Raw genomic sequence first — 24,410 nt, 5'->3', positions numbered from 1 at the left:
GTTGGTGGGTGTTTCCGGTGTCCTCCGGCCGGCTCAGGCGAACATGCCGCGGCCGAGCCAGTCGGAGGAGTCGCGCGCGCCGGGGAGCGCGAAGTAGTAGCCGCCGCCGAACGGCTGGATGTAGTCGACGAGAGGCTCGCCGGCCAGCCGCTTCTGGACGGTGACGAACTGGCGGTCGAGATCCTGGTTGAAGGCGACGAAGACGAGGCCCATGTCGAGCGTCCCGTTGGAGTCGACGCCGCCGTCGTAGTTGTAGGCGCGGCGCAGCATCCTCTGCGCCGCCGTGGCCGCGGTGCGCGGGTTCGCGAGCCGGATGTGCGCGTCGAGCTGGATGACGTCGCCGGAGGGGTCGTTCTCGTAGTGAGGGTCGTCGTGCTCCGCCGAGGCGGTGAGCGGGGCCCCGGTGTCCCGGCGCCGCCCGATCATGTTCTCCTGCTCGTGCAGGTTGACCCGGTCCCAGAACTCGACGAGCATCCGGATGACGCGCACGACGTGATAGCTGCCGCCGGCGACCCACGCGGGTTCGTCCGCGCCGGCCTTCGTCCAGACCAGCTGCGACATCAGCGCGGCGTCGCTCGTGTCCGGGTTGCTGGTGCCGTCCTTGAAGCCCATCAGGTTGCGCGGGGTCCCGCTCGGGCGCGGCGGGGAGACGAAGCCGTCCTGCCGCCAGCGCACGCCCATCCCGCCGCGGGTGGCCCGCGCGATCTCGCGGACCGCGTGCGTGACCGCGTCGCGGTCGTCGGCGCAGACCTGCAGCAGCAGGTCGCCGTCGCACACCTCCCGGCGCAGCGCGTCGTCGGGGAACGCGTCCATCGTCCGCAGCCGCGCGGGCTTCGCCGCCGCGAGCCCGTACCGGCCGTCGAAGAGGGACGCCCCGACCGACAGCGTCACGGTCAGCCCGTCGGGCACGACCGTCGGGCCGAGCACGCCGGAGTCGCGGGGAGGCGCGGTGAGGCCGGGGTCGGGAGGCGTCCCGCCCGTCGTCAGGAAGCGCGCGCGCTCGGTGATGGTGCGGAAGAGGTCGGCGAGCTCGGCGCGGTTCGCGGACGTCGCGTCCAGCGCCACGAACGCGGCGGCCCGCTGCGGCGGCGTGAGGACGCCCTGCTGGTGCGCGCCGTGGAAGCCGAGGGAGCGCGCGGTGCGCTCGGGATGCGCGGTGGTCGCGGTGTCGACGGCGGCCGCGGTGGTGCCGCCGCCGAACATCCGTCCGGCGGCGATCGTCCCCGCCGCCCCGGCCGCCGCACCGGCGCCGGCCTGGAGCAGCCCGCGTCGACCGATGGTCATGAGTCCCTCCTCGGGTCGCAGATGGCGGCGACCGGCGCCAGCAGCTCCGCGGTCTCGCTGAGGGCCGCATCCACTCGCTCGCGCTGAGCCGCGCCGAGCCTCGACAGCGGCGGCCACGCGCCGTCCGCACCGCGGAGGCTCCGCACCAGGGCCTGCGTCGACGCGATGGCGCGCTCGGTGTCCGCGAGCCGCGGGTAGCGGGTCGCGAGGATGCCGTGCAGCGGGGCGAGGGCCTCCGCCGCCCCGGTCAGGTTGGCGTCGACGGTGGCCAGCTCGGTGCCGGAGCCCGCGTCCGCCGCGCCGGTGAGCACGTCCCGCAGCGCGTCCTCGACGATCTCGTGGGCCCGCAGGCCCATGTCCCCCGGGTCGATCCGCGCGGCCGGGAACGCCGCGACCAGCTTCTCGACGTCGGCGGCGAGCGCCTTGGCGGCCGTGGATGCGGCGGCGGTGGATGCTGCGCCTCCCGCGCGGCCGGGCCAGAGCGCCGCCTCGACCGCGTGGAATCCCGTCAGTCCCGAACGCGGGAGCCCGTCGATCGCGTCGCCCACGTCGCCGAACGCGCCGTAGGCGGCGCCGAGGGTCTCATAGGTCGTGTGTGCGGCCAGCCAGTCCCGTCGTGCGGCCGCTGGGTCGCCCTCCTCGGCGTCGGCGACGATCGCGCCGACCTGCTGACGGAGCGCGGGCAGCCGCGAGGCGACCCAGGTGCCGTACGCCTTGGTGGGCGGGATGAGGTCCGCCCGAGTCACGGGGACGATTCCCGGTGTGAGCGTCGATCCCGGCGGCGCGGAACCGACCCGCACGGTCGGACCGTGCACCGGGTCGGCGTCGGCCGGAAGGCAGACGAATCGGTATCGTCCGGCCCCGAGGGTCACCCGCGCGCCGGCGTGCGCGCCGGCGCCGATGCTCTCGAGGTCCAGGAAGACCTTCGCGCTGTCGACCGCCTGCAGGTAGACCTCGATGCCGGCCACGGTCGTGTTGGTCACGGTGAAGGGCTGATCGCCTCCCGGCGCCACGCCGTCGGTCCCCCAGCCGCGGCCGCAGTCGTCCATCCCGGCGGTCACGGCGATGGTCTGCGACGTCGTGGACGCGGCGCTGACGGCGGCCGGCCGGGCCACGACTGTCAGCACGACGGCGACGGCGATCAGGGCGGCCAGTACGCCGAAGAGCGCGGTGAACTGTGCGCGCTTCGACATGGTTGCGATCCTAGGAGCGGGCCGTTCGGCGGGATCCCGGCTTCATCCGCTGTTCACCGAGCGGTCACGGCATGCACCCCGAATGGGGGTCGGACGATCGTCACATTGGGCATCTACCTGAAAGCCCTCACATGCGAATATCAGCCCATGAAGGATTCTCATGCCACTGGGGTCGCTGAACCCGCGTCGGCGCACGGTCCTGGCCGTGCGCCTGCAGGGATCCCGCTGACCATCCGCCTCGGCGAACGCGAGTACGCCAACCTCGTCCGCATCGCCCGCCACCGCGAGACGACCGCGGCCGCGCTCGTCGAGCAGCTCGTGCTGCACGCGCTGCACCGGGCGGACGTGCCGCCGCCTGCCGACTCCCATCCCGCCCGCAAGCACACGACGTACGAGGAGGCGACCGCGGGATTCCACGTCGACGAACTCGTGCACACGCCCTCCGAAATGTGATGTAGCCACACGACGGGTGCTGCCCCTACCGTGAGCGCCAGCACGGCGGCGACCCCGCCGCCGTCCTGACGAAACGGGGTGCGTCATGACTGACACGCGTGTCACGGGCTGGGTCGGCTGGGCCTGGTTCGCGTCCATCCTGCTGTTCATCGGAGCGGCGATCGACCTCTTCTACGGTTTCATGGCCATCTTCGGGCCGGACACCGCCTACTTCGTCGGCAAGGACGCGCTGGCGAGCTTCAACCTGCAGGCGTGGGGCTGGTGGTCGGTGATCGTCGGCGTGCTGCTGCTGCTCGCCGGCGTGTTCCTGATCCGCGGGGCGCTGTGGGCGAGGATCTTCGCGGTCGTGATCGCCGCGCTCAACGCCGTGACGCAGCTGATGTCGCTGCCCGCGCAGCCGTGGTGGTCGATCGTGATGGTCGCCGTCGACGTGCTCGTCATCTACGCGGTGACCGTGCACGGGCGCGAGCTGCGCACGCTGGCCCGCGGCTAACAGACGCCGGGCGCCGGGTCGGCCTCCCGCAGCCGGCGCATCAGCTCGCGCATCGGGGTGTCCCGGGGCACGCCGTACATGGTTCCGGGGAAGTCGAGCTCGCGCTGCACCGCCCACAGCTCGTCGTGCCGGTCGGGCGGGAACAGCCGGGCCGGGTCGCCGGCGGCGATCCAGCCGATCGGCACGACCGTGTCCGGCGGGAGGACCGAGTTCACCTGCAGCACCGAGTGGATGCGCAGCTCCGAGCGTGCGCCGGCCACGGCTCCCGCGAACACGCACACGCCCGTGGCGACGAACACCTCGTCCTCGATGCGCGCGCCGGTGAGGTTGCCGTGCGGGCCGATCAGCACGGCAGCCCCGATCGAGAGGGGATGGCCGGCGCGGCCCCGCAGGACGGCGTGCTCCATGACCAGCACGTCCTCCCCGAGCACGACCGGCCCGCGGCTCCCGTCGAGCACCGCGCCTGCGGAGACCCGCGCCCCCGGCCCCAGCGTCACGTCCCCGCTGAGCACCGCACTCGGCGCCACCCGCGCCGTCGGATGAATCGTGGCCATCCCCTCACCCTAGGTCCCTGCCGTGCGTCGAGTACACAGGCGGCGGGCATGCGCGTTAGCCGCCCGCTGTGAACCCCTGTCGCGAGCACGATGCGGGGCGTAAAAACCCTGCCATGAGAGCACTGACCTGGCAGGCGACGAAGCAGCTCGCCGTTATCGACGCACCGGAACCGCGCATCGAGGAGCCGACGGACGTGGTGATCCGGATCACTTCCACCGCCATCTGCGGCTCCGACCTGCACCTCTACGACGTCCTCGGACCGTTCCTCGAGAAGGGCGATATCCTCGGCCACGAGCCGATGGGGATCGTCGAGGAGGTCGGGCCCGAGGTGACGACGCTCGCCGTCGGCGACCGGGTGGTGATCCCGTTCGTGATCGGCTGCGGGCATTGCCACTTCTGCAGGCTCGGCCTCACAACGCAGTGCGAGACGACGCAGAACTACGACCACGGCACCGGCGCGAGCCTGTACGGCTACACCGAGCTGTACGGCTCGGTGCCGGGCGGCCAGGCGGAGCGCCTGCGCGTGCCGCTCGCGGACTTCAATGCCCTGAAGGTGGGGTCGGAGCTGCCGGACGAGCGCTACCTGTTCCTCAGCGACATCCTGCCGACCGCGTGGCAGGGGGTGCAGTACGCCCAGCTTCCGGAGCGCGGCGTGCTCGGGGTGATCGGGCTGGGACCGGTCGGCCAGTTCGCGAGCAGGATCGGCGTCCACCTCGGTCACCGCGTCGTCGCCGTCGACCCGGTGCCGGAGCGCCGGGCGATGGCGGAGCGGCACGGCGTCGACACCTTCGACCTCGACGACGAGGCGGCCGTGTGGCTGCGCGAGGCGACGGACGGTCGCGGCCCGGACGCGGTGATCGACGCCGTGGGGATGGAGGCGCACGGCAACCCGGCGACGGCGATGACCCAGTCGATGGTGGGCCTCCTGCCGGATCCGGTGGCCAAGAAGCTGATGACGACGGTCGGCGTCGACCGGCTCGCGGCGATGATGCTCGCGATCGACTCTGTGCGCCGCGGCGGCACCGTGTCGCTGAGCGGCGTGTACGCCGGTGTCGCCGACCCGATGCCGTTCATGACCATGTTCGACAAGCAGATCGCGCTGCGCATGGGCCAGTGCAACGTCCACGCGTGGCGGGACACCATCCTGCCGCTCGTGGAGGACCCGGCGGATCCGCTCGGGACGGAGGACATCGTCACCCATCACGCCTCGCTCGAGCAAGCGCCGGAGATGTACGACCTGTTCCGCGACAAGAAGGACGGCTGCGTCAAGGTGGTGCTCCACCCCTGACGCAGCGTCCTTTCCCGGCTCGCCCGGCCATCCGTTCCGGAGTTGTTCGCACGACACGCCGGTTCGTGGCGTGCTGAACTCCGGAACCGATAGCTCGCCTCCGCCGCCCCGCCATCCGTTCCGGAGTTCTTCGCGCGAAACGCCGGCCACCGCCCGGGCGCGTTCGCGGTCCCCCGGAAGCGGGCGCCGGGATGCACCGCCGCCCGCCCCTCAGCCCACCAGCTCCCCGATCAGCCGCAGCACGACCGGGCTGCCCAGGATGCGGAAGTGGCCGCCGACCGGGACCGGGATGTTCCGGGCGCCGTCGAGGCGCGAGCCGCCGGGGATGTGCGGGTCCCACCATCCCCACACCGACACGATCCGGTCGACTCCCGCGTCCGTCGCCGCCAGCGTGCGCAGCTCCGACGCTCCGGGACGCAGCGCCCGCACCGCGGACAGCGGCACGTAGCGGGCGAGCGTCGAGCCCGAGAACGGCGCGGCGACCGTGACCGCGCTGCGGATGCGGTGCTCGACGCCAGGGGTGGCCAGCAGCAGGCGCGCGACGAGCCCGCCCTTGCTGTGGGCGACGATCGTCACGTCGGTCAGGCCGAACCGCTCCAGGTGCGCCCGCACGTGCGCGGCGGCCTCGGTGAGCGACATCCGGTTGTCCCCGAGCGCCGAGATGACGTGCACGGGATGCCCGGCATCGTGCAGGCGCCTGGCGAGCGGCTTCAGGAACCGCCAGGTCTCGTAGATGCCGGGCAGCAGCACGACGGGGGCGCCGCCTCCCGTCCCGTCGACGAGCGCCTCCGGCAGGCTGCGGTCGAACACGGCGGCCAGCTGGTGGCGCAGCACGTACTCGTAGTCGAGCAGCAGGACGCCGAGTCGTCGCAGCACGGTGATCACGCCGCCAGCATCGCCCGGAACGCGGTGCTTGCCAAGCGGGCCGCGCGGTGGGAGGGTCATGCCATGAGCGACGTGATCGCCTTCATCCTCTGCTTCCTGCTCTTCCTGGTGGGCCTGTTCCTCCTGGGCCTGGCGGACACCTTGCCGGCGTGGCAGGGCCTGGTGTTCTTCGCCGGGATCGTGTGCGTCGCGCTGTCGTTCGGCATCCCGGTGCACATCCTCGGTCACAGCGAGTAGCGGTCCCAGGTGCGCGGTCGTCGGGTTCAGAGGCCGAGCAGCCCGCGCCGGAACCCCTCGGCGACGGCGGCGGCCCTGTCGCCGACGCCGAGCTTCGCGTAGATGCTGAGCAGGTGCGTCTTCACCGTCGCCTCGCTGAGGTGCAGCCGGTCGCCCGCCGCCCGGTTGGTCGCGCCATCGGCCACCAGTGCCAGCACCTCCAGCTCCCGCGGCGTCAGCAGGCTCTGCTCCGGGGCGCGCACCCGCCCGACCAGCCGGGATGCGACCGAGGGCGCGAGCACCGCATCCCCGACGGCGGCGGCCCGGATCGCGCGTAGCAGGTCGGCCCGCGGTGCGTCCTTCAGCAGGTAGCCGGTCGCTCCCGCCTCGATGGCGGGCAGCACGTCGGCGTCACCGTCGAAGGTCGTGAGCACGACGACGCGGCTCGGGATGCCGAGCCGCGTGAGCTCGCGGATCGCCGCGACTCCGTCCATTCCGCGCATCCGCAGGTCCATCAGCACGACGTCGGGAAGCAGGACGCGCGCGAGGCCGACCGCCTCGGCCCCGTCGGAGGCCTCGCCGACCACCTCCACCTCCGGGTCGGAGGCGACCATGCCGACGATGCCGTCGCGCACGACCGGATGGTCGTCCACCACCAGCAGGCGGATCGTGCTCATGCAGGCACCTCCACCCGAATCGCTGTGCCGTGCCCCGGCCGGGACTCGATCACGAGGCCGCCGGCGACGGACGCGATCCGCTCGCGCATCGCGACCAGGCCGTAGCCGCCGGCGTCGGGATGCACCTCGCGGTCGTCCAGCCCGGCCGGCTCGAAGCCGCGACCGTCGTCGCGCACCTCCAGCCGGATCCCCGTCGCGGTCGACCGCAGGTCGAGCCGGACCCGGTGCGCACCCGCGTGCCGTTCGACGTTGGCGAGCGCCTCCTGGGCGGTCCGCAGCAGGGCGACCTCCACGTCCATCGGGAGCGAGCGCGCATCGCCGGCGAGCGTGACGTCGGCGGGGATGCCGGTCCTCGCCGACCACGTGCGCGCGAGCTGTTCGATGGCCTCGGGAAGCCGGACCGCGTCCAGTGCCGCCGGCCGGAGCGCCCGCACCGATCGCCGGGCCTCGGCGAGGCCGTCGCGGGCGAGGGCGAGCGCCGCGCCGGTGTGCCGCCGTCGCTCGGCGTCGTCGGGCGCCTCCTCCGCCGCCTGCAGCTGGGTCACGATGCCGGCGAAGCCTTGGGCGAGCGTGTCGTGGATCTCCCGCGCCAGGCGGGACCGCTCCCGCTCGGTCGCCTGAAGCTGCACCTGGCGCTCGGCGAGCCGGAGCGACCACGACAGGCCGCACATGGCGATGACATTGAGCGCGACGATCCCGACTGTGCCGACGATCCCCACTGCGTCGTGCCCGAGCGAGGAGCTCTGCGCCATCGCGGCCACGACGGCCGTCGCTCCGACACCCAGCAGCTCCCACGGCCACTCGAGCAGCGAGTACGCGAAGGTGAACGTCGCGATGGTGAGGAACCCGAACCAGCTCTCCTGTAGCACCAGCGCCAGGTTGACGGCGATGAGGCCGGCCATGAACGCGGTGAGCACGGCGGCGTTCCGGCGTCGGCGGGCCGGCAGCAGCTGGAAGGCGACCACCAGGGCGCCATACACCGCGCACAGCGCGAGCGTGGGCAGCAGCCGTCCCCAGTCGCCCCACCAGACCCCGGCGGTGAAGGCCACCAGGATGCCGAGCACCACGTAGGGCGCGATCAGCAGGACGGTGCGCCAGCGCGGGTCGATCACGTACACAGACCTTACGCGTCGCGACGGAACAGGGCACCGGCGCGCGGCAGGTTCGCCAGGATGGCCACGGGCAGCACCAGAGCTCCGCAGACGGCCTGCTCGATGCGCACCCAGTCCGGCAGGAACCCGGGGATGGACACGATCACGATCACCGCGAGCACGACGATCGGGGCGATGATCCGCAGCCGCACCCAGGAGACGCGGGAGCCGCGGGCGGCGAACACCCCGAGCAGCAGCAGGATCACTGAGCTCGCGAGCACGAACGAGCACCGGATCCAGATGGCGATGTCGACCGCATGGCCGAGGGAGGTGAGCGCGGCGAGGAAGGCCAGCATCGCGGCGCTCAGGGCCAGGAAGCACCAGAGCAGGACGAGGATCGGGCGGAAGAACGCGCGGCGGGAGGCCGCGGCCGCGGGGCGGGTGGTGACGTGTGTCTCGGTCATGACTCCAGCGTCGCGATCCGCGCACGCCGCCAGATCGACCGATCGGTTGGCCCCTGCCACCATTCGGCGGGGAGTGCCCCGGAGCCGCCGACGCGGCGTTCCGGCAGCCTCTAGCCGCCGCCCGACCGTGCGCGGTACCCTCCCCGCGTGAACCGCCGGAAGGCGCGGCACGCGAAGGGGGCGAACGGGATGCGGAGCACGAGGGGACTGCGAGCCGGGAGCATCGTGCTGGTCGCCGCCGCGCTGCTCGCCGGCTGCGCGGGGACGCCGAGCGGTGCGGCCCTGGTCGGCACGTGGGGTTCGACGGCGAGCAAGCAGCCGAACCTCACGATCGAGAACAATGGATCCTTCTCCGGCACCGACGGCTGCAACCGGCTCACCGGCACCGGATCGATCGACGGCGACTCCATCACCTTCGGGCCCATGGCGAGCACCCTGATGGCGTGCGAGGGCGTGGACGAGTGGCTGAACAAGGCCGCGACCGGCACGGCGAAGGGCTCGACCCTGACCATCTACGACGACGGCGGCAACGCCATCGGCACCCTCGAGAAGTCCGACTGATCGGCCTCAACCGTCCGGAACGCCTGAGCAGAAAGGGGCGGCGATGACCTCGCAGCTCGCGAACGACACGTCCACCGATGCTGGCCTCCCGGCCTACACCGGTCACCTCTCCCGCAAGCGGCCGCCCGACCGCCTGCCGGACGGCCCGACCGATCCCGAGAGCACCTACCGGCTGCTGCACGACGAGCTGCTGCTCGACGGCAGCTCGCGGCTCAACCTCGCCACCTTCGTCACGACGTGGATGGACCCCCAGGCCGCGACACTCATGGCCGAGGCGTTCGACAAGAACATGATCGACAAGGACGAGTACCCGGCGACCGCCGCGATCGAACGTCGCTGCGTCGCCATCGTCTCCGACCTGTTCCACGCCGAACCCGGCGAGCCGACCGGCGCCGCCACCATCGGATCCAGCGAGGCGGTGATGCTCGCCGGCCTCGCGCTCAAGTGGCGCTGGCGCGCACGGAAGGGCGGGACGGGAGGCGGCACCCCGAACCTCGTGCTCGGCTCGAACGTGCAGGTGGTGTGGGAGAAGTTCTGCCGCTACTTCGAGGTGGAGCCGCGCTACCTGCCGGTCGCGAAGGGGCGGTACGTCGTCACGCCGGAGCAGGTGCGGGACGCGGTGGACGAGAACACGATCGGCGCGGTCGGCATCCTCGGCACCACCTACACCGGCGAGCTCGAGCCGATCGCGGAGATCTGTGCTGCGCTGGACGACCTCGCCGCGTCCGGCGGCCCTGACGTGCCCGTGCACGTGGATGCGGCCAGTGGCGGCTTCGTCGTGCCGTTCCTGCACCCGGAGCTGGAGTGGGACTTCCGCCTGCCGCGGGTGGTCTCGATCAACGTCTCGGGCCACAAGTACGGCCTCACCTACCCCGGGATCGGCTTCGTCTCCTGGCGCTCGGCCGAGCATCTGCCGGAGGATCTGGTGTTCAAGGTGAACTACCTCGGCGGCGACATGCCGACCTTCACGCTGAACTTCTCCCGCCCCGGCAACCAGATCATCGGCCAGTACTACAACTTCGTGCGGCTCGGGCGCGCGGGCTACACCGCGATCATGGAGGCGCTCCGCGACACCGCGCTCGACATCTCGGCGGGGCTCGCGGAGGACCCGGCCATCGAGATCATCGCCGACGGCTCCGCCATCCCGGTGATCGCGTTCACCCTGAAGGGCGACCCCGGCTACACCGTGTTCCAGGTCTCCCACGAGCTGCGTGCGCGCGGCTGGCAGGTGCCCGCGTACACGATGCCGGCGGACGCGGAGGATGTGGCCGTGCTGCGGATCGTCGTGCGCGACGGCTTCAACGCCGACCTGGCGAGCGACCTGGTGGCGGACATCCGCGCGGTGTGCGGGGAGCTCGCCGCCGCGGAGAGGCCGGAGCACAGGCGCACGCACTTCGCGCATTGACCAGGGGGCGGCTGGCCGCGACGGCGTTCGCCGTCGGTTCGGTGTGCTTCGCCGTCGCGGCCTTCCCGGCGATCGCGGAGGCGATGGGCGCGGTCGGCGTCAACGTCGTGTTCTTCATCGGCTCGGTGTTCTTCACCGCGGGCGCCGCGCTGTCGCTCGGGGACCCGACGCGGTCGTCGTCCGTCATCCAGCTGGTCGGCACCGTGTTCTTCAACATCAGCACCGCCCTGGCGCTCGCCGCTGCGGTCCCCGCGGGTGCCGAGGGCGGAACCGGCTGGCGGCCGGACGTCTACGGCTCGGCGTGCTTCCTCATCTCGAGCGCCCTCGCGGTGCGTCCGAGTCCGCCGGGCCGCGAACGCAGCGGAGCCTGGCTGAACCTGGCCGGCTCCGTGCTGTTCGCGGCCGCGGCGATCGGGTCCTTCGTGGTGCCGGGAACCGACGCCCTGCTGAGCCCGTTCTGGACGGGACTCGGGACCGTGGGCGGCGCGCTGCTCTTCCTCGGCGCCGCCCTGCTCGGGCTGCTGCCGGCTCAGCGCGCGGCGGCCACCGCGAAGTAGGAGCCGGCGGCGAGGTCCTCCAGCAGCGTCGGCCCGCTCGGCGTCCAGCCGTAGCGCTCGCGGGTGAGGGCGTTGGAGGCGGGGATGTCCATCCCGAAGAAGCCGCCGATCCAGCCGAAGTGCTCCGCGGCGTCCTCCGGTGCGATCGACGCGCTCGGCACGCCGAGTCCGTCGCCGATGGCCTCGGCGATCGAGCGGGTGGGGATGCCCTCCTCGCCGACCGCGTGGACGATGCCGCCCGCGGGCGCCTGCTCCAGCGCCAGCCGGACCAGGCGGGCGGCGTCGAGACGGTGGACGGCAGGCCAGCGGTTTTCGCCATCCCCGATCCACGCCGCGACGCCGCGCTCGCGCGCGACCCCGACCAGGACGGCGGTGAAGCCGTGGTCGCCGGCGCCGTGCACCGTCGGCGCGAACCGGAGCGCCACCGGGCGCACGTCGCGCTCGGCGTACTCGAAGGCGAGCGCCTCGCCCCCGCCGCGCGGAGCCTCCGGCCCCGCGTACGGCGACGGATCCTCCTCCGTGAGCCTGCGTCCCGGCGTCGCGGCGACGCCGGAGGCGAACAGGAACCCGCGGCCGGAGCCGGCGAGCTCGTCGCCGATGGTCTGCACGACCGCTCGCTCCGTGCGGCCGGAGGCTGCGTAGTCGGTGAAGTCGTGCTTGAAGCCGAGGTGGATGACCGCGTCGGCGGCCGCGGCACCGCTGCGGATGCTCTCCAGGTCGTCGAGGGAGCCGGGATGCGGGCGGGCGCCGGCGGCGCTGATGCGCTCGGCGGAGCCTTCAGAGCGGGCGAGACCGGTCACCTCGTGACCGGCGGCGATGAGTTCGGGAACGACGGCGGATCCGATCCAGCCGGATGCCCCGGTGACGAAGACGCGCATGAGCGACCTCCTGTAGTGATGTCAGTGACTGTCATGAGAGAGCGTAGCACTCATGTCAGCGACTGTCATCACTAGACTGGGGTGCGTGGGACGCTGGACACCGGACGCACAGGGCCGCCTGAGGGAGGCCGCCCTGGCGTTGTACCGCGAGCGCGGCTTCGAGCAGGCGACGGTCTCCGACATCGCCGAGCGCGCCGGCGTCACCGAGCGCACCTTCTTCCGGCACTTCGCCGACAAGCGCGAGGTGCTCTTCGCCGGGTCCGAGCAGCTGCAGGAGGCGGTGGTCGCCGCCATCCTCGCCGCGCCCGCCGACGCGACGCCCTTCCAGGCCGCCGCGGAGGGCGTCGCGGCGGCGGGCCGCGCTATCCAGCAGAACGACGTCGACGACTTCCCTCGTCAGCGCGCCGGGGTGATCGCCGCGAACGCGAGCCTGCAGGAGCGCGAGCTGCTGAAGCTGTCCCGGCTGGCCGCCGGCGCCGCGCAGGCGCTCCGCGACCGCGGCATCGCCGAGCCGGCCGCGAGCCTCGCCGCCCAGACCGCACTCGGCGCGTTCCACGTCGCATTCCAGCGCTGGGTGGACGAGCCCGGCGGCTGCGCGCTGGACGCGCGGATCGCCGAGGCGCTCGACGGCGTCGCCGGGCTCCTGCGGAGCTAGCGCGTCGTCGTCGCGTCGGCCGAGTCCGGCTCCGGCTCGTGCTCGTGCCCAGGCTCGACGTGGTGCCGGCGCTCCAGGGCCGCGCCCTCCACGTCCACGTTCGGCAGGATCCGCTCCAGCCAGCGCGGCAGCCACCACGCCGACCGCCCGAGCAGGTGCATCAGCGCCGGCATCAGCAGCATCCGGACAACGAACGCGTCCACGAGCACGCCGAAGGCGAGGCCGAAGCCGATCGAGCGGATCATCGTCGACTCGCTGAACACGAAGCCGCCGAACACCGAGATCATGATGAGCGCCGCGGCGACGACCACCGTGCGGCCGGCCCGGAAGCCCTTCGCCACCGCGAGCCGAGCAGGGGCGCCGTGCACGTACGCCTCCCGCATCCCGGAGGCCAGGAACAGCTGGTAGTCCATCGCGAGCCCGAACAGGATCCCGACCAGGATGACCGGCAGGAAGCTCAGGATCGGCCCGGTGTGGATGCCCAGGGCCTCCGCACCCCAGCCCCACTGGAAGAGCGCGGTGATGGCGCCGTAAGTCGCGAACAGCGACAGGATGAACCCGCCGGTCGCGATCAGCGGCACCAGCAGCGACCGGAACACCAGGATCATGATCAGCAGCGACAGCCCGACGACGACCACCAGGTAGAGCGGCAGGACACCCGCGAGGTTGGCCGAGATGTCCAGGTTGATCGCGGTCTGCCCGGAGACGCCGAGGTGGATGTCGCCGTCGACCGCGGGCAGGGCCCGCAGCGCGCCGACCAGCTCCTCGGTCGAGACGCTGTTCGGCCCCTCCTTCGGGATCACCTGGAACGCCATCAGCCGGTTGTCGTCCGACGTCGCGATCGGCGCGACGGCGACCACGTCCTTCTGGTCGGCGAGGGTGCGCGCGATGGTCAGCTGCGTCGAGGTCACGTCGTCGTCCGAGAGGCCGGCGGGGACGTCAGCGGTCACGAGCAGCGGTCCGGTGGCACCGGCGCCGAAGGCGTCCGAGGTCTGCTGGAACGCGTTGTAGGTGGTCGACCCGACCGGCTCGGAGGAGCCGTCCGGAAGCCCGACCCGCATGGACAGCGCGGGGATCGCGACCACGAGCAGCGCCACGGCGCTGACCAGCACCGTGATCACCGCGCGCCACGTCGACATCGGCCGCGCCTTGCTGTCGTCGTGGTGCACCGTGCCGACCGCCGCCCTGGCGCGCTTGCTCAGGATGCGCGTCCCGAGCAGCCCGAGCAGCGCCGGCGTCAGGGTGACGGCGATGAGCACCGCGAGTACGACGGCGACCGCGCCGACCGTGCCCATCAGGCCGAGGAACGGGACGCCGGTGACGTTCAGGGCCAGCAGCGCCACGACGACGGTGGTGCCGGCGAAGACGACGGCGTTGCCCGAGGTGCCGTTCGCGAGGCCGACCGACTCCACCGGGTCCGCGCCCTCGAGCAGCTGCCTGCGGTGCCGCTTCACGATGAAGAGGGAGTAGTCGATGCCGACCGCGAGCCCGAGCATGATCGCGAGCACCGGTGTCACCGATGCCATGTCGACGACCCCGGAGAACGCGAGCGATCCCAGCGCCGCGACGCCGACGCCGAAGAGCGCGGTGATCAGCGGCAGCGCGGCCGCGATCACCGAGCCGAGCACGACGACCAGCACGATCGCGGCGAACACGACGCCGACCGCCTCGCCGACGCCCACGATCTGCGGGACGCCCTGGGCGATGTCGGTCGAGAACGACACGGTGACGCCGTCGATCGGCTTCGACTCGAAGTGCTCGATGACGCCCTGCTTCGCATCCTCCGAGAGCTCCAGCCGGGGCTTCGTGAACGCGACGTTGACGAGCGCGGTCGAGCCGTCGGAGGAGACGACCCGGATGTCGTCGGACAGCTTCAGCAGCTCGGCGCCCTGCTCGAGCGCGGTGCGCTTGGACGCCAGGGTGGCCGCGCCGTCGTCGATCTTCTTCTGCTGCTCGGCCAACTGCGCCGTTGAGGCGTCGAGCTGCGCCTGCTGCGCGTCGAGCTGCGTGGTCGGCATTCCGGCTGCCTCGAGCTGCTGCTTCGCGGCGTCCAGCTGCTCCTGGCCCGCTGTGACCTGCGCCTTCGCGGCGTCGAGCTGCTTCTGGCCGTCGTTGAGCTGCGTCTGTGCCTGATCGAGCTGCGTGCGGCCGTCGGCCAGCTGCTTCTGCCGGTCGGCGCGCTCGCTCTCCGTGCTGAACGGGTCCACCACCTTCGACACGTCGGTGAGCCCGTCCGCGCTGTCGACCAGCGAGCCGATCGCGGCCTTCTGGTCGGCGTCGAGGGCGGAGCCGTCCTTCGTGGCGAACACGACGGTTCCCGCGGCGCCCGCGTAGTCGGGGAGCTTCTTCGTGAGCTCGTCGACCACGGCGCCGGAGGCGGTGTTCGGCACGTCGAAGCTGGTGGCCAGGCCCTTGAAGCCGATGAGGAAACCGCCGACGGCGATGCCGAGCACGATGACCCAGGCGACGACGACCCGCCAGGCGCGGCGCGCCGAGAAGGTTCCGAGACGGTAGAGCAGTTCGGCCAAGAGCGGTCCCTTCGTGTGGCGTCCGGCGTCAATAATACGCAACGGTCCGTCTCGTTGATTGAGGGTAGGCTGTGAGCATGCCGGAAGGACGACGGGGCGCGGCGCGCAGCGAATCGGCGCGGGTCGCCATCCTCGACGCAACCGCCTCGCTCTTCGCCGAGCGCGGCTACGACCACCTCAGCATCGAGGGCATCGCCGCCAGGGCGGGCGTCGGCAAGCAGACGGTCTACCGCTGGTGGCCCGGCAAGAGCGCGCTCATCGCCGACTGCCTGCTGGAGGGGACGCTGCTGCCGGACCGGTTCGTCGTCCCGGACACCGGGGACGTCCGCGCCGACCTCACCACCTGGCTCAGCCAGGTCGTCGCGGTGATCGAGAGCCCGGCGGGCGAGGGCCTGTTCCGCTCGCTCATCGCCGCGGCCACCGAGAACGAGGACGTCGGCCGGCGCCTGCGCGAGGCGCTCGCCGACCCGCGGCTGTTCAACGTGCGGCTGCGGGATGCGCGGGATGCGGGCATCCTCCGCGCCGATCTGCCGATCGACGACGTCAGCGAGACGCTCATCGGCGCACTCACCTTCCGCGCACTCGCGCGCACCCCGAGCGACCCCGGTTTCCCCGGCCGCGTCGTCGACCTCGTGCTCGGCCCCGCCCCCGCCTGACCCGCGCCGCCCGCGCCCCGGAAGCCGTCAGCCGCCATCGCTTCCGGAGTTCTTCACGCGACACGCCGGTTGCGAGCGTGCACAACTCCGGAACCGATGGCTCCGGACTCAGCCCAGGATGCGGTCGATCTCCGCCAGCTCGTCGGCGCCGAGCTCCGGCCCGCCGATGGCGCCCAGGTTCTGCTCCAACTGCGCGACACTGCTCGCGCCGATGATCGCCGAGACCACCACCGGGTTCCGCAGCACCCACTGCAGCGCGAGCTGCGCGAGGGTCTGACCGCGGCCCGCGGCGACCTCGTTCAGCGCACGCACCGTGCCCAGTACGTCCTCGGTGATGTCCGACTCGTGCAGGAACACGCTGGTCACCGCGCGCGAGCCCTCCGGCACGCCGTTCAGGTACCGGTCGGTGAGCATCCCCTGGGCGAGCGGCGAGTAGACGATCGCGGCCGCGCCCGCGCGGTCCACGGCGTCGAGGACGCCGTCCTCCGGAGTGCGGTCGAACATCGAGTAGCGCGGCTGGTGCAGCAGCAGCGGCGTGCCGGCGTCCGCCAGCACCGCGGCCGCCGCGTCCGTCTGGGCGGCGTCGTAGTTGGAGATGGCCGGGTAGAGGGTCTTGCCCTGCGCGACCGCGGTCACCAGCGCGCCCATCGACTCCTCGATCGGGGTCTCCGGGTCCGGCCGGTGGTGGTAGAACACGTCGACGTAGTCGAGGCCGAGACGCTTCAGGCTCGCATCCAGCGAGGAGAGCAGGTACTTGCGCGAGCCGAAGTCGCCGTACGGGCCGGGCCACATCAGGTAACCGGCCTTGGTGGAAACGACGATCTCGTCGCGGTACGCCTTCAGATCCGTCGCGAGGATGCGGCCGAACATCTCCTCGGCCGCCCCGGGAGGCGGTCCGTAGTTGTTGGCGAGGTCGAAGTGCGTGACCCCGAGGTCGAACGCGCGGAGCACGATCGCGCGCTGCGTCTCGTAGGCGCGCGCTGTGCCGAAGTTCTGCCACAGGCCGAGCGAGAGCGGCGGCAGCACCAGACCACTGCGCCCGGCGCGGCGGTACGGCATCGAGTCGTAGCGGGTGGGGTCGGCGACGTAGCTCTGGCTCACGGGTCAACACTACCGTCAGGCCACGGTGCCGCCGCGTGAGTACCATGTCCGCCATGGACGTCGCCGCCTGGCTTCTCGACTCCGATCCGGCCATCCGCTGGCAGGTGCTGCGCGACCTGCTCGAGGCGCCGCCGGAGAAGGTCGCGGCGGAGCGGGCGCGGGTGGCCAGGGAGGGCTGGGGCGCCCGCCTGCTCGCGGAGCAGGATGCGGACGGTCGCTGGGACGGCGGCACCTACCGCCCGGGCTGGGTGGACGAGGCGCGTCCCTTCTTCGACGCCTGGACCGCCACCCACTTCTCGTTGCAGCAGCTCGCCGACTTCGGCGTGGAGCCCGACGACCCCGCGGTGTCCGACGCGATCGTGCGCGTGCGCGAGAACGTCCGCTGGGAGCACGAGGGCGAGCCGTTCTTCGACGGCGAGGTCGAGCCGTGCATCAACGGCATCGCCCTGACGGTGGCGGCGTACTTCGGCCAGGACGGCTCCCGCATTGCAGAGACCCTGGTCGGCGGCCGGCTGGCCGACGGCGCCTGGAACTGCTGGGCGGAGTACGGCGCGACGGTGTCGTCCTTCCATTCCACGATCTGCGCGGTGGAGGGGCTCGCGGCCTGGCAGGCGACCGGCCGGGCGGACGCCGATGTCGCGGACGCGGTCCGCACCGGCGAGGAGTACCTGCTCGAGCGCAGCCTGTTTCGCCGGCGCAGCACGGGCGCCGTCCCCGATCCGCGGATCACGATGCTCTCGTACCCGGTCCGCTGGTTCCACGACGTGCTCCGCGGCCTGGAGCACTTCCGCCGCGTCGACCGGAGGGATGCGCGGCTGGCCGACGCCGTGGAACTGGTGCGCGGCAAGGCCGATGCCGACGGGCTGTGGCGGCTCGAGAACGTGCACGAGGGCCCGACCCTGTTCGGGTTCGGGGAGGGCGAGGGGATGCCGAGCCGCTGGGTCACCCTCCGCGCGCTGCGCGTGCTGCGCTGGTGGGACGCGGCCTGAGCCGGCCGCGCGCCGACGCCCGCCTCACTCCTCCGCGAGGTGCTCCTTCGGGAGCTTGCGCACCTTGGTCCTGCGCTTGCGGCGGTCCGGGATCATCGAGCGCATCTCCTCCAGCTTGCCGAAGCAGAGCAGCCGGTCGCCTGCCTGCAGCAGCACGCCGCTGCGCGGGTTCGGGATGACGGACGTCCCACGGTGCAGGGTGAGCGCGGTGATGTCGCGGTCCCAGAGGCCGGATTCCTTGATCGTCTTGCCCACGAGGTCCGCGTTCGTGTGCACGAGCAGCTCGGCGACGCCGTAGCCGGTGGAGACGCTGAGCCGCTGCCGAACGTCGATCTCGGGGAAGGCGACCTGGTTGTCGATGAAGTCGATGATCGCGCCGGCGACGTCCAGTCCCGTCGCCCGCTCGATGCCCTCGAGGCCCGGCGAGGAGTTGACCTCCATCACCAGCGGCCCGTCGTTGCCCTCCAGCATGTCGACGCCGGCCACGCGCAGCCCCATGATCTGCGCGGAGCGGACGGCCGCCTCCTGGTACTCGGGCGACAGGTCCACCTTCTCGACCGTCCCGCCGCGGTGGACGTTGGACCGGAACTCGTCGCCGCTCGCGACCCGGCGCATGGCGGCGACGACCCGGTCGCCGACGACGAGCGCCCGGATGTCCCGCCCGCGGCTCTCGGAGATGAAGCTCTGGATGAGCACGTTCTGCTTCGTGGAGTGCAGAGTCTCCACGATCGACTCCGCGATCTTCGCCTCGGGCGCGAGGATGACGCCGATGCCCTGGGTGCCCTCCAGCAGCTTGATGACGACGGGCGCGCCGCCGACGCGTTCGATGGCCATCCGCACGTCCGCCCGGCTGTTCACGAACGTCGTCGCCGGCATGGAGATGTTGTGGCGGGAGAGGATCTGGTTGGCGCGGAGCTTGTCGCGCGAGTTCGTGATGCCGTTGGCGGTGTTCGGCGTGTAGACGTCCATCTGCTCGAACTGCCGCACCACGGCCGTGCCGTAGTACGTGATGGAGTTGCCGATGCGCGGGAGCACGGCGTCGTAGTCGGAGAGCAGCCGCCCGCGATACTGCAGGTCCGGCTCGTCCCCGGAGAGGTCGATCGCGAACCGCAGCGTGTTCAGCACCTTCACGTTGTGCCCGCGTTCCCTGGCCGCCGCCCGCAGGCGCTGGGTCGAGTACGCGTGCGGGGCGCGCGAGAGGATGGCGAGTTTCATCGAGTGCACCTCAGGGGAACGGGATCGGCGGCGACCCTCCATCTAAACACCCCGGGGGCCGTTCGGTGCACCCCGTCGGGCCCTGCCAAGATAGGGGCATGCCCGCAGACTCGCCGTCGACCGCCGTGGCGCCCGGGACCGTGGTCGCGGGCTGGCGGGAGTGGGCCGGTCTGCCCGGCGTCGGCATCCCCTGGATCAAGGTGAAGCTGGACACCGGCGCCCGCAGTTCCGCGCTGCACGCGTTCGACGTGGAGGAGCGGCCGGACGGCCGGGTGCGCTTCAAGGTGCACCCGTGGCAGGACTCCGACGCGGACGCTGTCAGCGTGGAGGTGCCCATCCACGACCGCCGCGTGATCCGCAGCTCGTCCGGTCACACCGAGGAGCGCATCGTCGTGCTGCTGGAGCTGGCGCTCTCCGGCCGAACGGTGACGGCGGAGACGACGCTCAGCAACCGGGACCAGATGGGCTTCCGGATGCTCGTCGGTCGCGAGGCGCTGCGTCAGGGCTTCGTCGTGGACCCCGGCCGCTCGTTCCTCGCCGGGCGGGCGCCGCGCGAGGTGCGACGCCGCAACCGCGGCCGCGCGTAGCGCCGCGCGTTCGCGCGCCGCGTTCGCGCTCCGCGTTCGCGCCGCGTGGGCTCACATTTGGCGCAAATGGCGCGAATGGGCGCGCCACAACCGACATGTGGCGCAAATGTGCGGGGGCTCAGCGTGCGCGCGGTCAGCGCAACCGGTTTTCCTCCTCCTGCTCCAGACGCTCCTTCTCGGCGTCCTTCGCCTCCTGCTCCTTCTGGATCTCTTCTTCGCGCGGGGTCTTGTTCGTCATGGCGCGCAGCCTACTCCCGGAGCATGGCGCGGAGGGTCTGGATGGTGTCGGCCTCCGCAGGCGGCTTGTCGTCGCGGTAGCGCTTGACGCGCGCGAACCGCAGCGCGATGCCGCCCGGGTAGCGCGAGGAGCGCTGCACGCCGTCGATCGCGATCTCGACGACCGTCGTCGGGGCCACCCAGACGGTTCCCGGCGTGCGCCGCACCTCGATCTCCTGGAAGTGCTCGGTCTGCCAGCGCAGCAGCGCGTCGGTCAGGCCTTTGAACGTCTTGCCGACCATCACGAACCCGCCCGGCTCACCGAACTCGCCCGCCGGGTCGATGGCGCCGAGGTGGATGTTCGAGAGCAGCCCCTGACGCCGGCCCGACCCCCACTCCACCGCGAGCACCACCAGGTCGTAGGTGTGCACCGGCTTGACCTTGATCCAGCTGGAGCCCCGCCTGCCCGCCGCGTACGGCGAGCCGATCGCCTTGACGACGACGCCCTCCTGTCCCGCCGCGAGCGCCTCCCGCGAGACGCGCTCGGCGGTCTCGGGGTCGTCGGTGACCTCGCCCGGGATGCGGTGCTCGCCGGCGACGCGCTCCAGCTCCGCCATCCGCACCTCCAGTGGCTCGTCGAGCAGGTCGCGGCCGTCGACGTGCAGCACGTCGAAGAACCACGGATGCAGCACCGCCTCCCGAGCCGCCTCCGCGGGACCCTCGGTCGCAGGCTCCGACCCTCGGTCGCAGGCTTCCTCGGCGCTGGGGTCGCGGCATCGCTCCGCGCTGCCCCCAGCTCCGCCGCGCAGCGCTGGGGTCGCGGCATCGCTCCGCGCTGCCCCTGAGCTCCACCGCGCAAACCGCGACATCGTCTCCTGGAACGGCCGCGGCGCCCCGTCCTCGTCGAGGGACAGCGTCTCGCCGTCGAGGATGAGGTCGCGTGCGGGCATCCGGCGCACCACCTCCACCACCTCGGGCACGCGGTGGGTGATGTCGGCGAGGTTGCGGGTGAACACCCACACCTCGTCCCCGTTCCGGTGCACCTGGATGCGCGCCCCGTCCAGCTTGTACTCCACCGACGCGCGCCCGGTCGTCTCCAGCGCCGCGCTCGCTGTCGGTGCGGAGGCCGCCAGCATCGGGAGCACCGGCCGACCCACCACCAGGCCCACCGCATCCAGCTCGTCGGCGGTGCCGGTGAGGGCGATCACTGCGGTCTCGCCGAGGTCGCCCGAGAGCATCGCGGCCCGGCGCACGGACTCGCCCGTGCGATCCGCGGCCCGGGCGACCGCATCCAGGAGCACGCCCTCGAGCGCCCCGGTGCGCATCTCGCCGAGCAGGACCCGCACGAAGAAGTCCTGCTCGCCGGGCGTCGCGCGCTCCGCGAACCCGCGGAGCAGGCTCGCACGCTCCTCCGCCGAGCCCGGACCGCTCGCGGCGGAGAGCCGGTCCAGCAGCCGGTCGAGGTCGGTGACGGTGAGCGTGGGCTCTGCGGCCGCCGCACCCATCGCCGCGGACGCACCGCGCCAGCCGACGCCGACGCGGCCCTGTCGCGGACGGCCGACGAGCATCCCGACGGCGGGCGCGATCTCCTCGGCGGGCAGGTCGCGCAGCAGGTCGGAGAGGGCGTCCACCTTCGCGAGGCGCGAGCGCGTCGCGGCCACCGCCTCCAGCGTCGTCACGAGCGTCTCGAGCAGCACAGCCCCAGTGTCCCACCGTCCCCCGACACCACCGCGAAACCGCCGAGTACGCGGATTCTCTGCGTACTCGGCGGTTTCGGGCGGAGCTTCTGCGTACTCGGCGGCGCGGAAGCGCTAGATCAGGACGTGGCGGGGGTGGCGACGCCGCGGCCGAACGTGATCGCGCGGATGATCTGCACGATCCCGAGCACGATCAGGCTGATGCCGGCCAGCAGGAAGAGCACGACGATGCCCCAGAGCGGCGAGAACAGCAGCACGATGCCGGCCACGATGCTCAGGATGCCGAAGAAGATGCCCCAGCCGCGGGACGGCGCGTCCCCGATCTGGGCCAGGGCGACGGCGCCCTCCACGATCCAGGCGATGCCCACCAGGATGCCGAGGAACACCGCGAGGAACGCGGTCGTGCCGGCCAGGTTGGCGAAGGCGACGATCGCGGCGATCACCAGCAGCACGCCGAAGATGATGTCGAGCGCGCGGGCACCGCCCCCGATGCCCTTCGCGAAGATGCCGATGCCGAGGTACGCGATCCCCGAGATGAGCAGCGAGATGGCGAGCAGGATGGTGAGCCCGGCGGCGGCGGTCCGCGGCCAGAACACGATGATGATGCCGACGATCAGCGCGACGGCGCCGCTGATGCCGAGCGCGACGCGCACGCCGTTGATCGCCGAGGCGGTCAGGTCCTTGCCGTTGAGCGAGAACGAGGCGAAGGCTGAAGGCTGAGGTGATGACATCGCGAATCCCTTCGACGTGGTTGGGTGGACGCTATCGCCGCGCGGGAGCCGCTGTCTAGATCTATGACGCCGCGTGCAGGGGCCGTCTCTACCGCGATCGCCCGAGCAGCGGAACCACCCTTCGGAGCCTCGCAGAGGGTACGGACGGGAGGTCCAGATCCGTCTCGTACCGTCGCCGGATGCCCGCGGTGGTCGCGGGCAGACGGAAAGGATCCATGTGAACCCCAAGAAGAACACCTCCGTTGGACAGCGCGTCGCGATCGGCGCCGCCTCGATCGTCGCCGCGGGCGCGCTCGTCGGTGCGGGCGCCCAGGCGGCGCTCGCCGACACCGGGAACGGCGGCCACCCGTCGTCCTGGTCGGCGTCGGCCGCGGCCGGTCATGACGGCCTCGGCCACGACGGGCTCGGCCGCGACGTCTTCTCCGGACACCTCAGCGGCGCGAAGGCGCAGGCGATCGCCAAGCGGATCGTCGCGGACGAGCCGCTGTTCTCGCTGCTGCCGGACAGCCTGCAGAACGACCTCACCGCTCTGAAGGACGCGCCGGTCGCCGAGCGCACCGCGGACGCGAAGAAGATCGTCGACACGGCTCTCGACGGCGGGTACGGCAGCGCCATCCAGAGCCTCGCGAAGCAGCTGAAGGAGGCGCGCACCGACCACGCGGGGGCCTCCCAGCTGAAGGGACTGATCGGCGAGCTCCGCTCCGGCGACCTGACCGGTCAGGAGCTCGGCGACGACGGCGCGGCCGTCGCCGTCCAGGTGACCGCGGATGCGCAGCTCTCGGCGAAGCTTCCCGAGGCGCTGCGGAGCGACCTGTCGTCGCTCGCGACGGCGCCCGCGTCCGAGCGCACCGCCGACGTGCAGAAGGTGGTCAGCACGGCCGTCTCGGGCGGCTATGGCCACGACATCCAGCAGCTCGCCGAGCAGGTCGAGCAGCAGGTCGTGTCCGGCCGCTGACCCCCGCGGACGGGGCGGGTCGTGCGGCCGCGCGCCCGTCCCGTCCGCGACCCACTATTCTCTGACCGTGCGCCTCGGAGTCCTCGACGTCGGATCCAACACCATCCACCTCCTCGTCGTGGATGCGCACCCCGGCGCGAGACCCATCCCGGCCGCGACGCACAAGTCGGTGCTGCGGCTGATGCGCTACATCACCCCCGAGGGCGCGATCAGCGACGAGGGCTGCGACGCCATCCTCCAGGCCATCGCCTCCGCCATCGTCGTGGCCGACGAGGAGGGCATCGACGAACTGCTGCCGTTCGCCACGTCGGCGATCCGGGAGGCGACGAACGGCCCCGCCCTGCTGGAACGCATCCGCGACACCACGGGCGTCGAGCTGCAGGTGCTCTCCGGCGCCGACGAGGCGCGGCTGACGTTCCTCGCGGTGCGCCGCTGGCTCGGCTGGTCGTCCGGTCGCATCCTGCTCTTCGACATCGGCGGCGGGTCGCTGGAGATCGCGGCGGGCGTCGACGAGTACCCGGACGTCGCGGTGTCCGTTCCGCTCGGTGCAGGGCGCAGCACCATCGGCTTCCTGCACGACGATCCGCCGCGGGACGACCAGGTGGATGCGCTCCGCGAGCACGCGAGGACGGTGCTGCGGGACGCGGTCGCCGGCTTCGAGCGGAGGGGCGACGAGCACGTCATCGGCACGTCGAAGACGATCCGCTCGCTCGCACGGCTCGCGGGATCGACATCGGCGAGGCCGGGCGGCTCGGAGCGCGCGACGCTCAAGCGCTCGGAGCTCGCCGACTGGGTGCCGCGGCTCGGCCGCATCCCGGCGGAGGCGCGCACCGCGCTGCCGGGGATCACCGCCGACCGCACGTTCCAGATCGTCGCCGGCGGTGTGGTGCTCCGCGAGACCATGCGCGCATTCGGCGTCGACGAGCTGGAGGTCTGCCCCTGGGCACTCCGCGAGGGAGTCATCCTGCGCTACCTCGACCACCTGGACTGAGACCGGCGCCGCGCACGGCGGCGCAGCCTGTGAGTCGCGGGGCCGCCCTCGACTTCGTGCGCGAACAGGATCACACTTGCGCTTAACGC

Annotated in this window: 26 protein-coding genes; 13 read left to right on the top strand and 13 right to left on the bottom strand. The window is 72.2% G+C overall.

Features of this window, described 5'->3' with window-relative positions; genetic code table 11:
- Positions 1-33: 33 nt before the first annotated feature.
- Positions 34-1,284 (bottom strand): iron uptake transporter deferrochelatase/peroxidase subunit, encoded by a 1,251-nt coding sequence (gene efeB / locus AAME72_RS06145; protein ID WP_348789358.1) that lies wholly within the window; start codon positions 1,282-1,284, stop codon positions 34-36.
- Complete coding sequence (locus AAME72_RS06140; RefSeq protein ID WP_348789357.1) at positions 1,281-2,477, bottom strand: EfeM/EfeO family lipoprotein; 1,197 nt, start codon at positions 2,475-2,477, stop codon at positions 1,281-1,283. Before AAME72_RS06140 ends, efeB begins: the two co-directional genes overlap by 4 nt.
- 147 nt (positions 2,478-2,624) lie before the next feature.
- Between AAME72_RS06140 and AAME72_RS06135 the strand changes: the two genes are divergently transcribed.
- Both AAME72_RS06135 and AAME72_RS06130 read left to right on the top strand, forming a co-directional pair.
- Entirely contained in the window at positions 2,625-2,930 is a 306-nt protein-coding gene (locus AAME72_RS06135) for a hypothetical protein (protein ID WP_348789356.1), read from the top strand.
- A gap of 85 nt (positions 2,931-3,015) precedes the next feature.
- Positions 3,016-3,423: a hypothetical protein gene (locus AAME72_RS06130; RefSeq protein ID WP_348789355.1), complete on the top strand. Its 408-nt coding sequence runs from the start codon at positions 3,016-3,018 to the stop codon at positions 3,421-3,423.
- Here AAME72_RS06130 and AAME72_RS06125 read toward each other — a convergent pair.
- On the bottom strand, positions 3,420-3,977 hold the full coding sequence (locus AAME72_RS06125) for a gamma carbonic anhydrase family protein (protein ID WP_348789354.1): 558 nt from the start codon (positions 3,975-3,977) through the stop codon (positions 3,420-3,422). The genes AAME72_RS06130 and AAME72_RS06125 overlap by 4 nt on opposite strands.
- A gap of 113 nt (positions 3,978-4,090) precedes the next feature.
- Here AAME72_RS06125 and AAME72_RS06120 point away from each other — a divergent pair, with 113 nt between their 5' ends.
- Positions 4,091-5,266, top strand: a complete 1,176-nt coding sequence (locus AAME72_RS06120) for an alcohol dehydrogenase catalytic domain-containing protein (protein ID WP_348789353.1) — start codon at positions 4,091-4,093, stop codon at positions 5,264-5,266.
- A gap of 210 nt (positions 5,267-5,476) precedes the next feature.
- Here the strand turns inward: AAME72_RS06120 and AAME72_RS06115 are convergent, their stop codons facing one another.
- Positions 5,477-6,211: an alpha/beta fold hydrolase gene (locus AAME72_RS06115; RefSeq protein WP_348789352.1), complete on the bottom strand. Its 735-nt coding sequence runs from the start codon at positions 6,209-6,211 to the stop codon at positions 5,477-5,479.
- A 3-nt stretch (positions 6,212-6,214) separates the two neighbouring features.
- On the opposite strand from AAME72_RS06115, the gene AAME72_RS06110 reads away from it, so the two are divergent.
- A complete protein-coding gene (locus tag AAME72_RS06110) occupies positions 6,215-6,388 on the top strand; it encodes a hypothetical protein (RefSeq protein WP_348789351.1) in 174 nt (57 codons plus the stop codon).
- A gap of 26 nt (positions 6,389-6,414) precedes the next feature.
- On the opposite strand, the gene AAME72_RS06105 is transcribed toward AAME72_RS06110, so the two are convergent.
- The 3 genes from AAME72_RS06105 to AAME72_RS06095 are packed head-to-tail and all read right to left on the bottom strand — an operon-like array spanning position 6,415 to position 8,599.
- Positions 6,415-7,044 (bottom strand): response regulator transcription factor, encoded by a 630-nt coding sequence (locus AAME72_RS06105; RefSeq protein ID WP_348789350.1) that lies wholly within the window; start codon positions 7,042-7,044, stop codon positions 6,415-6,417.
- A complete protein-coding gene (locus AAME72_RS06100) occupies positions 7,041-8,156 on the bottom strand; it encodes a sensor histidine kinase (RefSeq protein WP_348789349.1) in 1,116 nt (371 codons plus the stop codon). The genes AAME72_RS06105 and AAME72_RS06100 overlap by 4 nt, the downstream gene beginning before the upstream one ends.
- A gap of 11 nt (positions 8,157-8,167) precedes the next feature.
- Entirely contained in the window at positions 8,168-8,599 is a 432-nt protein-coding gene (locus tag AAME72_RS06095; RefSeq protein ID WP_348789348.1) for a hypothetical protein, read from the bottom strand.
- 147 nt (positions 8,600-8,746) lie between these two features.
- Between AAME72_RS06095 and AAME72_RS06090 the strand changes: the two genes are divergently transcribed.
- The 3 genes from AAME72_RS06090 to AAME72_RS06080 are packed head-to-tail and all read left to right on the top strand — an operon-like array spanning position 8,747 to position 11,122.
- On the top strand, positions 8,747-9,160 hold the full coding sequence (locus tag AAME72_RS06090) for an META domain-containing protein (protein WP_348789347.1): 414 nt from the start codon (positions 8,747-8,749) through the stop codon (positions 9,158-9,160).
- 43 nt (positions 9,161-9,203) lie between these two features.
- Entirely contained in the window at positions 9,204-10,565 is a 1,362-nt protein-coding gene (locus tag AAME72_RS06085) for a glutamate decarboxylase (protein WP_348789346.1), read from the top strand.
- Complete coding sequence (locus tag AAME72_RS06080) at positions 10,562-11,122, top strand: YrhK family protein (protein ID WP_348789345.1); 561 nt, start codon at positions 10,562-10,564, stop codon at positions 11,120-11,122. The genes AAME72_RS06085 and AAME72_RS06080 overlap by 4 nt, the downstream gene beginning before the upstream one ends.
- Here AAME72_RS06080 and AAME72_RS06075 read toward each other — a convergent pair.
- On the bottom strand, positions 11,095-12,000 hold the full coding sequence (locus tag AAME72_RS06075) for an SDR family oxidoreductase (protein ID WP_348789344.1): 906 nt from the start codon (positions 11,998-12,000) through the stop codon (positions 11,095-11,097). The two genes, AAME72_RS06080 and AAME72_RS06075, sit on opposite strands and share 28 nt — an antisense overlap.
- Before the next feature lie 85 nt (positions 12,001-12,085).
- Here AAME72_RS06075 and AAME72_RS06070 point away from each other — a divergent pair, with 85 nt between their 5' ends.
- A complete protein-coding gene (locus AAME72_RS06070; RefSeq protein WP_348789343.1) occupies positions 12,086-12,655 on the top strand; it encodes a helix-turn-helix domain-containing protein in 570 nt (189 codons plus the stop codon).
- Here the strand turns inward: AAME72_RS06070 and AAME72_RS06065 are convergent.
- Positions 12,652-15,183 carry an MMPL family transporter gene (locus AAME72_RS06065; protein WP_348789342.1) on the bottom strand — a complete coding sequence of 844 codons (2,532 nt, stop codon included), beginning with the start codon at positions 15,181-15,183 and terminating at the stop codon, positions 12,652-12,654. The two genes, AAME72_RS06070 and AAME72_RS06065, sit on opposite strands and share 4 nt — an antisense overlap.
- 77 nt (positions 15,184-15,260) lie before the next feature.
- On the opposite strand from AAME72_RS06065, the gene AAME72_RS06060 reads away from it, so the two are divergent.
- Complete coding sequence (locus tag AAME72_RS06060) at positions 15,261-15,839, top strand: TetR/AcrR family transcriptional regulator (protein ID WP_348789341.1); 579 nt, start codon at positions 15,261-15,263, stop codon at positions 15,837-15,839.
- Between the two features lie 108 nt (positions 15,840-15,947).
- Here the strand turns inward: AAME72_RS06060 and AAME72_RS06055 are convergent, their stop codons facing one another.
- The gene (locus AAME72_RS06055; RefSeq protein ID WP_348790096.1) at positions 15,948-16,898 is read right to left on the bottom strand and encodes an aldo/keto reductase; all 951 of its coding nucleotides are present in this window, start codon (positions 16,896-16,898) and stop codon (positions 15,948-15,950) included.
- A 95-nt stretch (positions 16,899-16,993) separates the two neighbouring features.
- Between AAME72_RS06055 and AAME72_RS06050 the strand changes: the two genes are divergently transcribed.
- On the top strand, positions 16,994-17,929 hold the full coding sequence (locus AAME72_RS06050) for a hypothetical protein (protein ID WP_348789340.1): 936 nt from the start codon (positions 16,994-16,996) through the stop codon (positions 17,927-17,929).
- Between the two features lie 24 nt (positions 17,930-17,953).
- On the opposite strand, the gene rimK is transcribed toward AAME72_RS06050, so the two are convergent.
- Complete coding sequence (gene rimK / locus AAME72_RS06045) at positions 17,954-19,144, bottom strand: 30S ribosomal protein S6--L-glutamate ligase (RefSeq protein WP_348789339.1); 1,191 nt, start codon at positions 19,142-19,144, stop codon at positions 17,954-17,956.
- 98 nt (positions 19,145-19,242) lie between these two features.
- Here rimK and AAME72_RS06040 point away from each other — a divergent pair, with 98 nt between their 5' ends.
- Positions 19,243-19,731 carry a RimK/LysX family protein gene (locus AAME72_RS06040; protein ID WP_348789338.1) on the top strand — a complete coding sequence of 163 codons (489 nt, stop codon included), beginning with the start codon at positions 19,243-19,245 and terminating at the stop codon, positions 19,729-19,731.
- Positions 19,732-19,979: 248 nt separating this feature from the next.
- On the opposite strand, the gene AAME72_RS06035 is transcribed toward AAME72_RS06040, so the two are convergent.
- Together AAME72_RS06035 and AAME72_RS06030 are read right to left on the bottom strand one after the other, a co-directional pair.
- Entirely contained in the window at positions 19,980-21,644 is a 1,665-nt protein-coding gene (locus AAME72_RS06035) for an ATP-dependent DNA ligase (protein ID WP_348789337.1), read from the bottom strand.
- Positions 21,645-21,763: 119 nt separating this feature from the next.
- Positions 21,764-22,375 (bottom strand): DUF308 domain-containing protein, encoded by a 612-nt coding sequence (locus tag AAME72_RS06030; protein ID WP_348789336.1) that lies wholly within the window; start codon positions 22,373-22,375, stop codon positions 21,764-21,766.
- A gap of 217 nt (positions 22,376-22,592) precedes the next feature.
- On the opposite strand from AAME72_RS06030, the gene AAME72_RS06025 reads away from it, so the two are divergent.
- Positions 22,593-23,330 carry a hypothetical protein gene (locus tag AAME72_RS06025; RefSeq protein ID WP_348789335.1) on the top strand — a complete coding sequence of 246 codons (738 nt, stop codon included), beginning with the start codon at positions 22,593-22,595 and terminating at the stop codon, positions 23,328-23,330.
- A 67-nt stretch (positions 23,331-23,397) separates the two neighbouring features.
- Positions 23,398-24,321 (top strand): Ppx/GppA phosphatase family protein, encoded by a 924-nt coding sequence (locus AAME72_RS06020; RefSeq protein WP_348789334.1) that lies wholly within the window; start codon positions 23,398-23,400, stop codon positions 24,319-24,321.
- The last annotated feature ends 89 nt before the right edge of the window (positions 24,322-24,410 follow it).

It is taken from the genome of Leifsonia sp. NPDC080035 (genome assembly GCF_040050925.1).
Taxonomy (GTDB): domain Bacteria; phylum Actinomycetota; class Actinomycetes; order Actinomycetales; family Microbacteriaceae; genus Leifsonia.
Note: the sequence above shows the minus strand (reverse complement) of the source record. Positions and strands in the feature narration are given on the sequence as shown.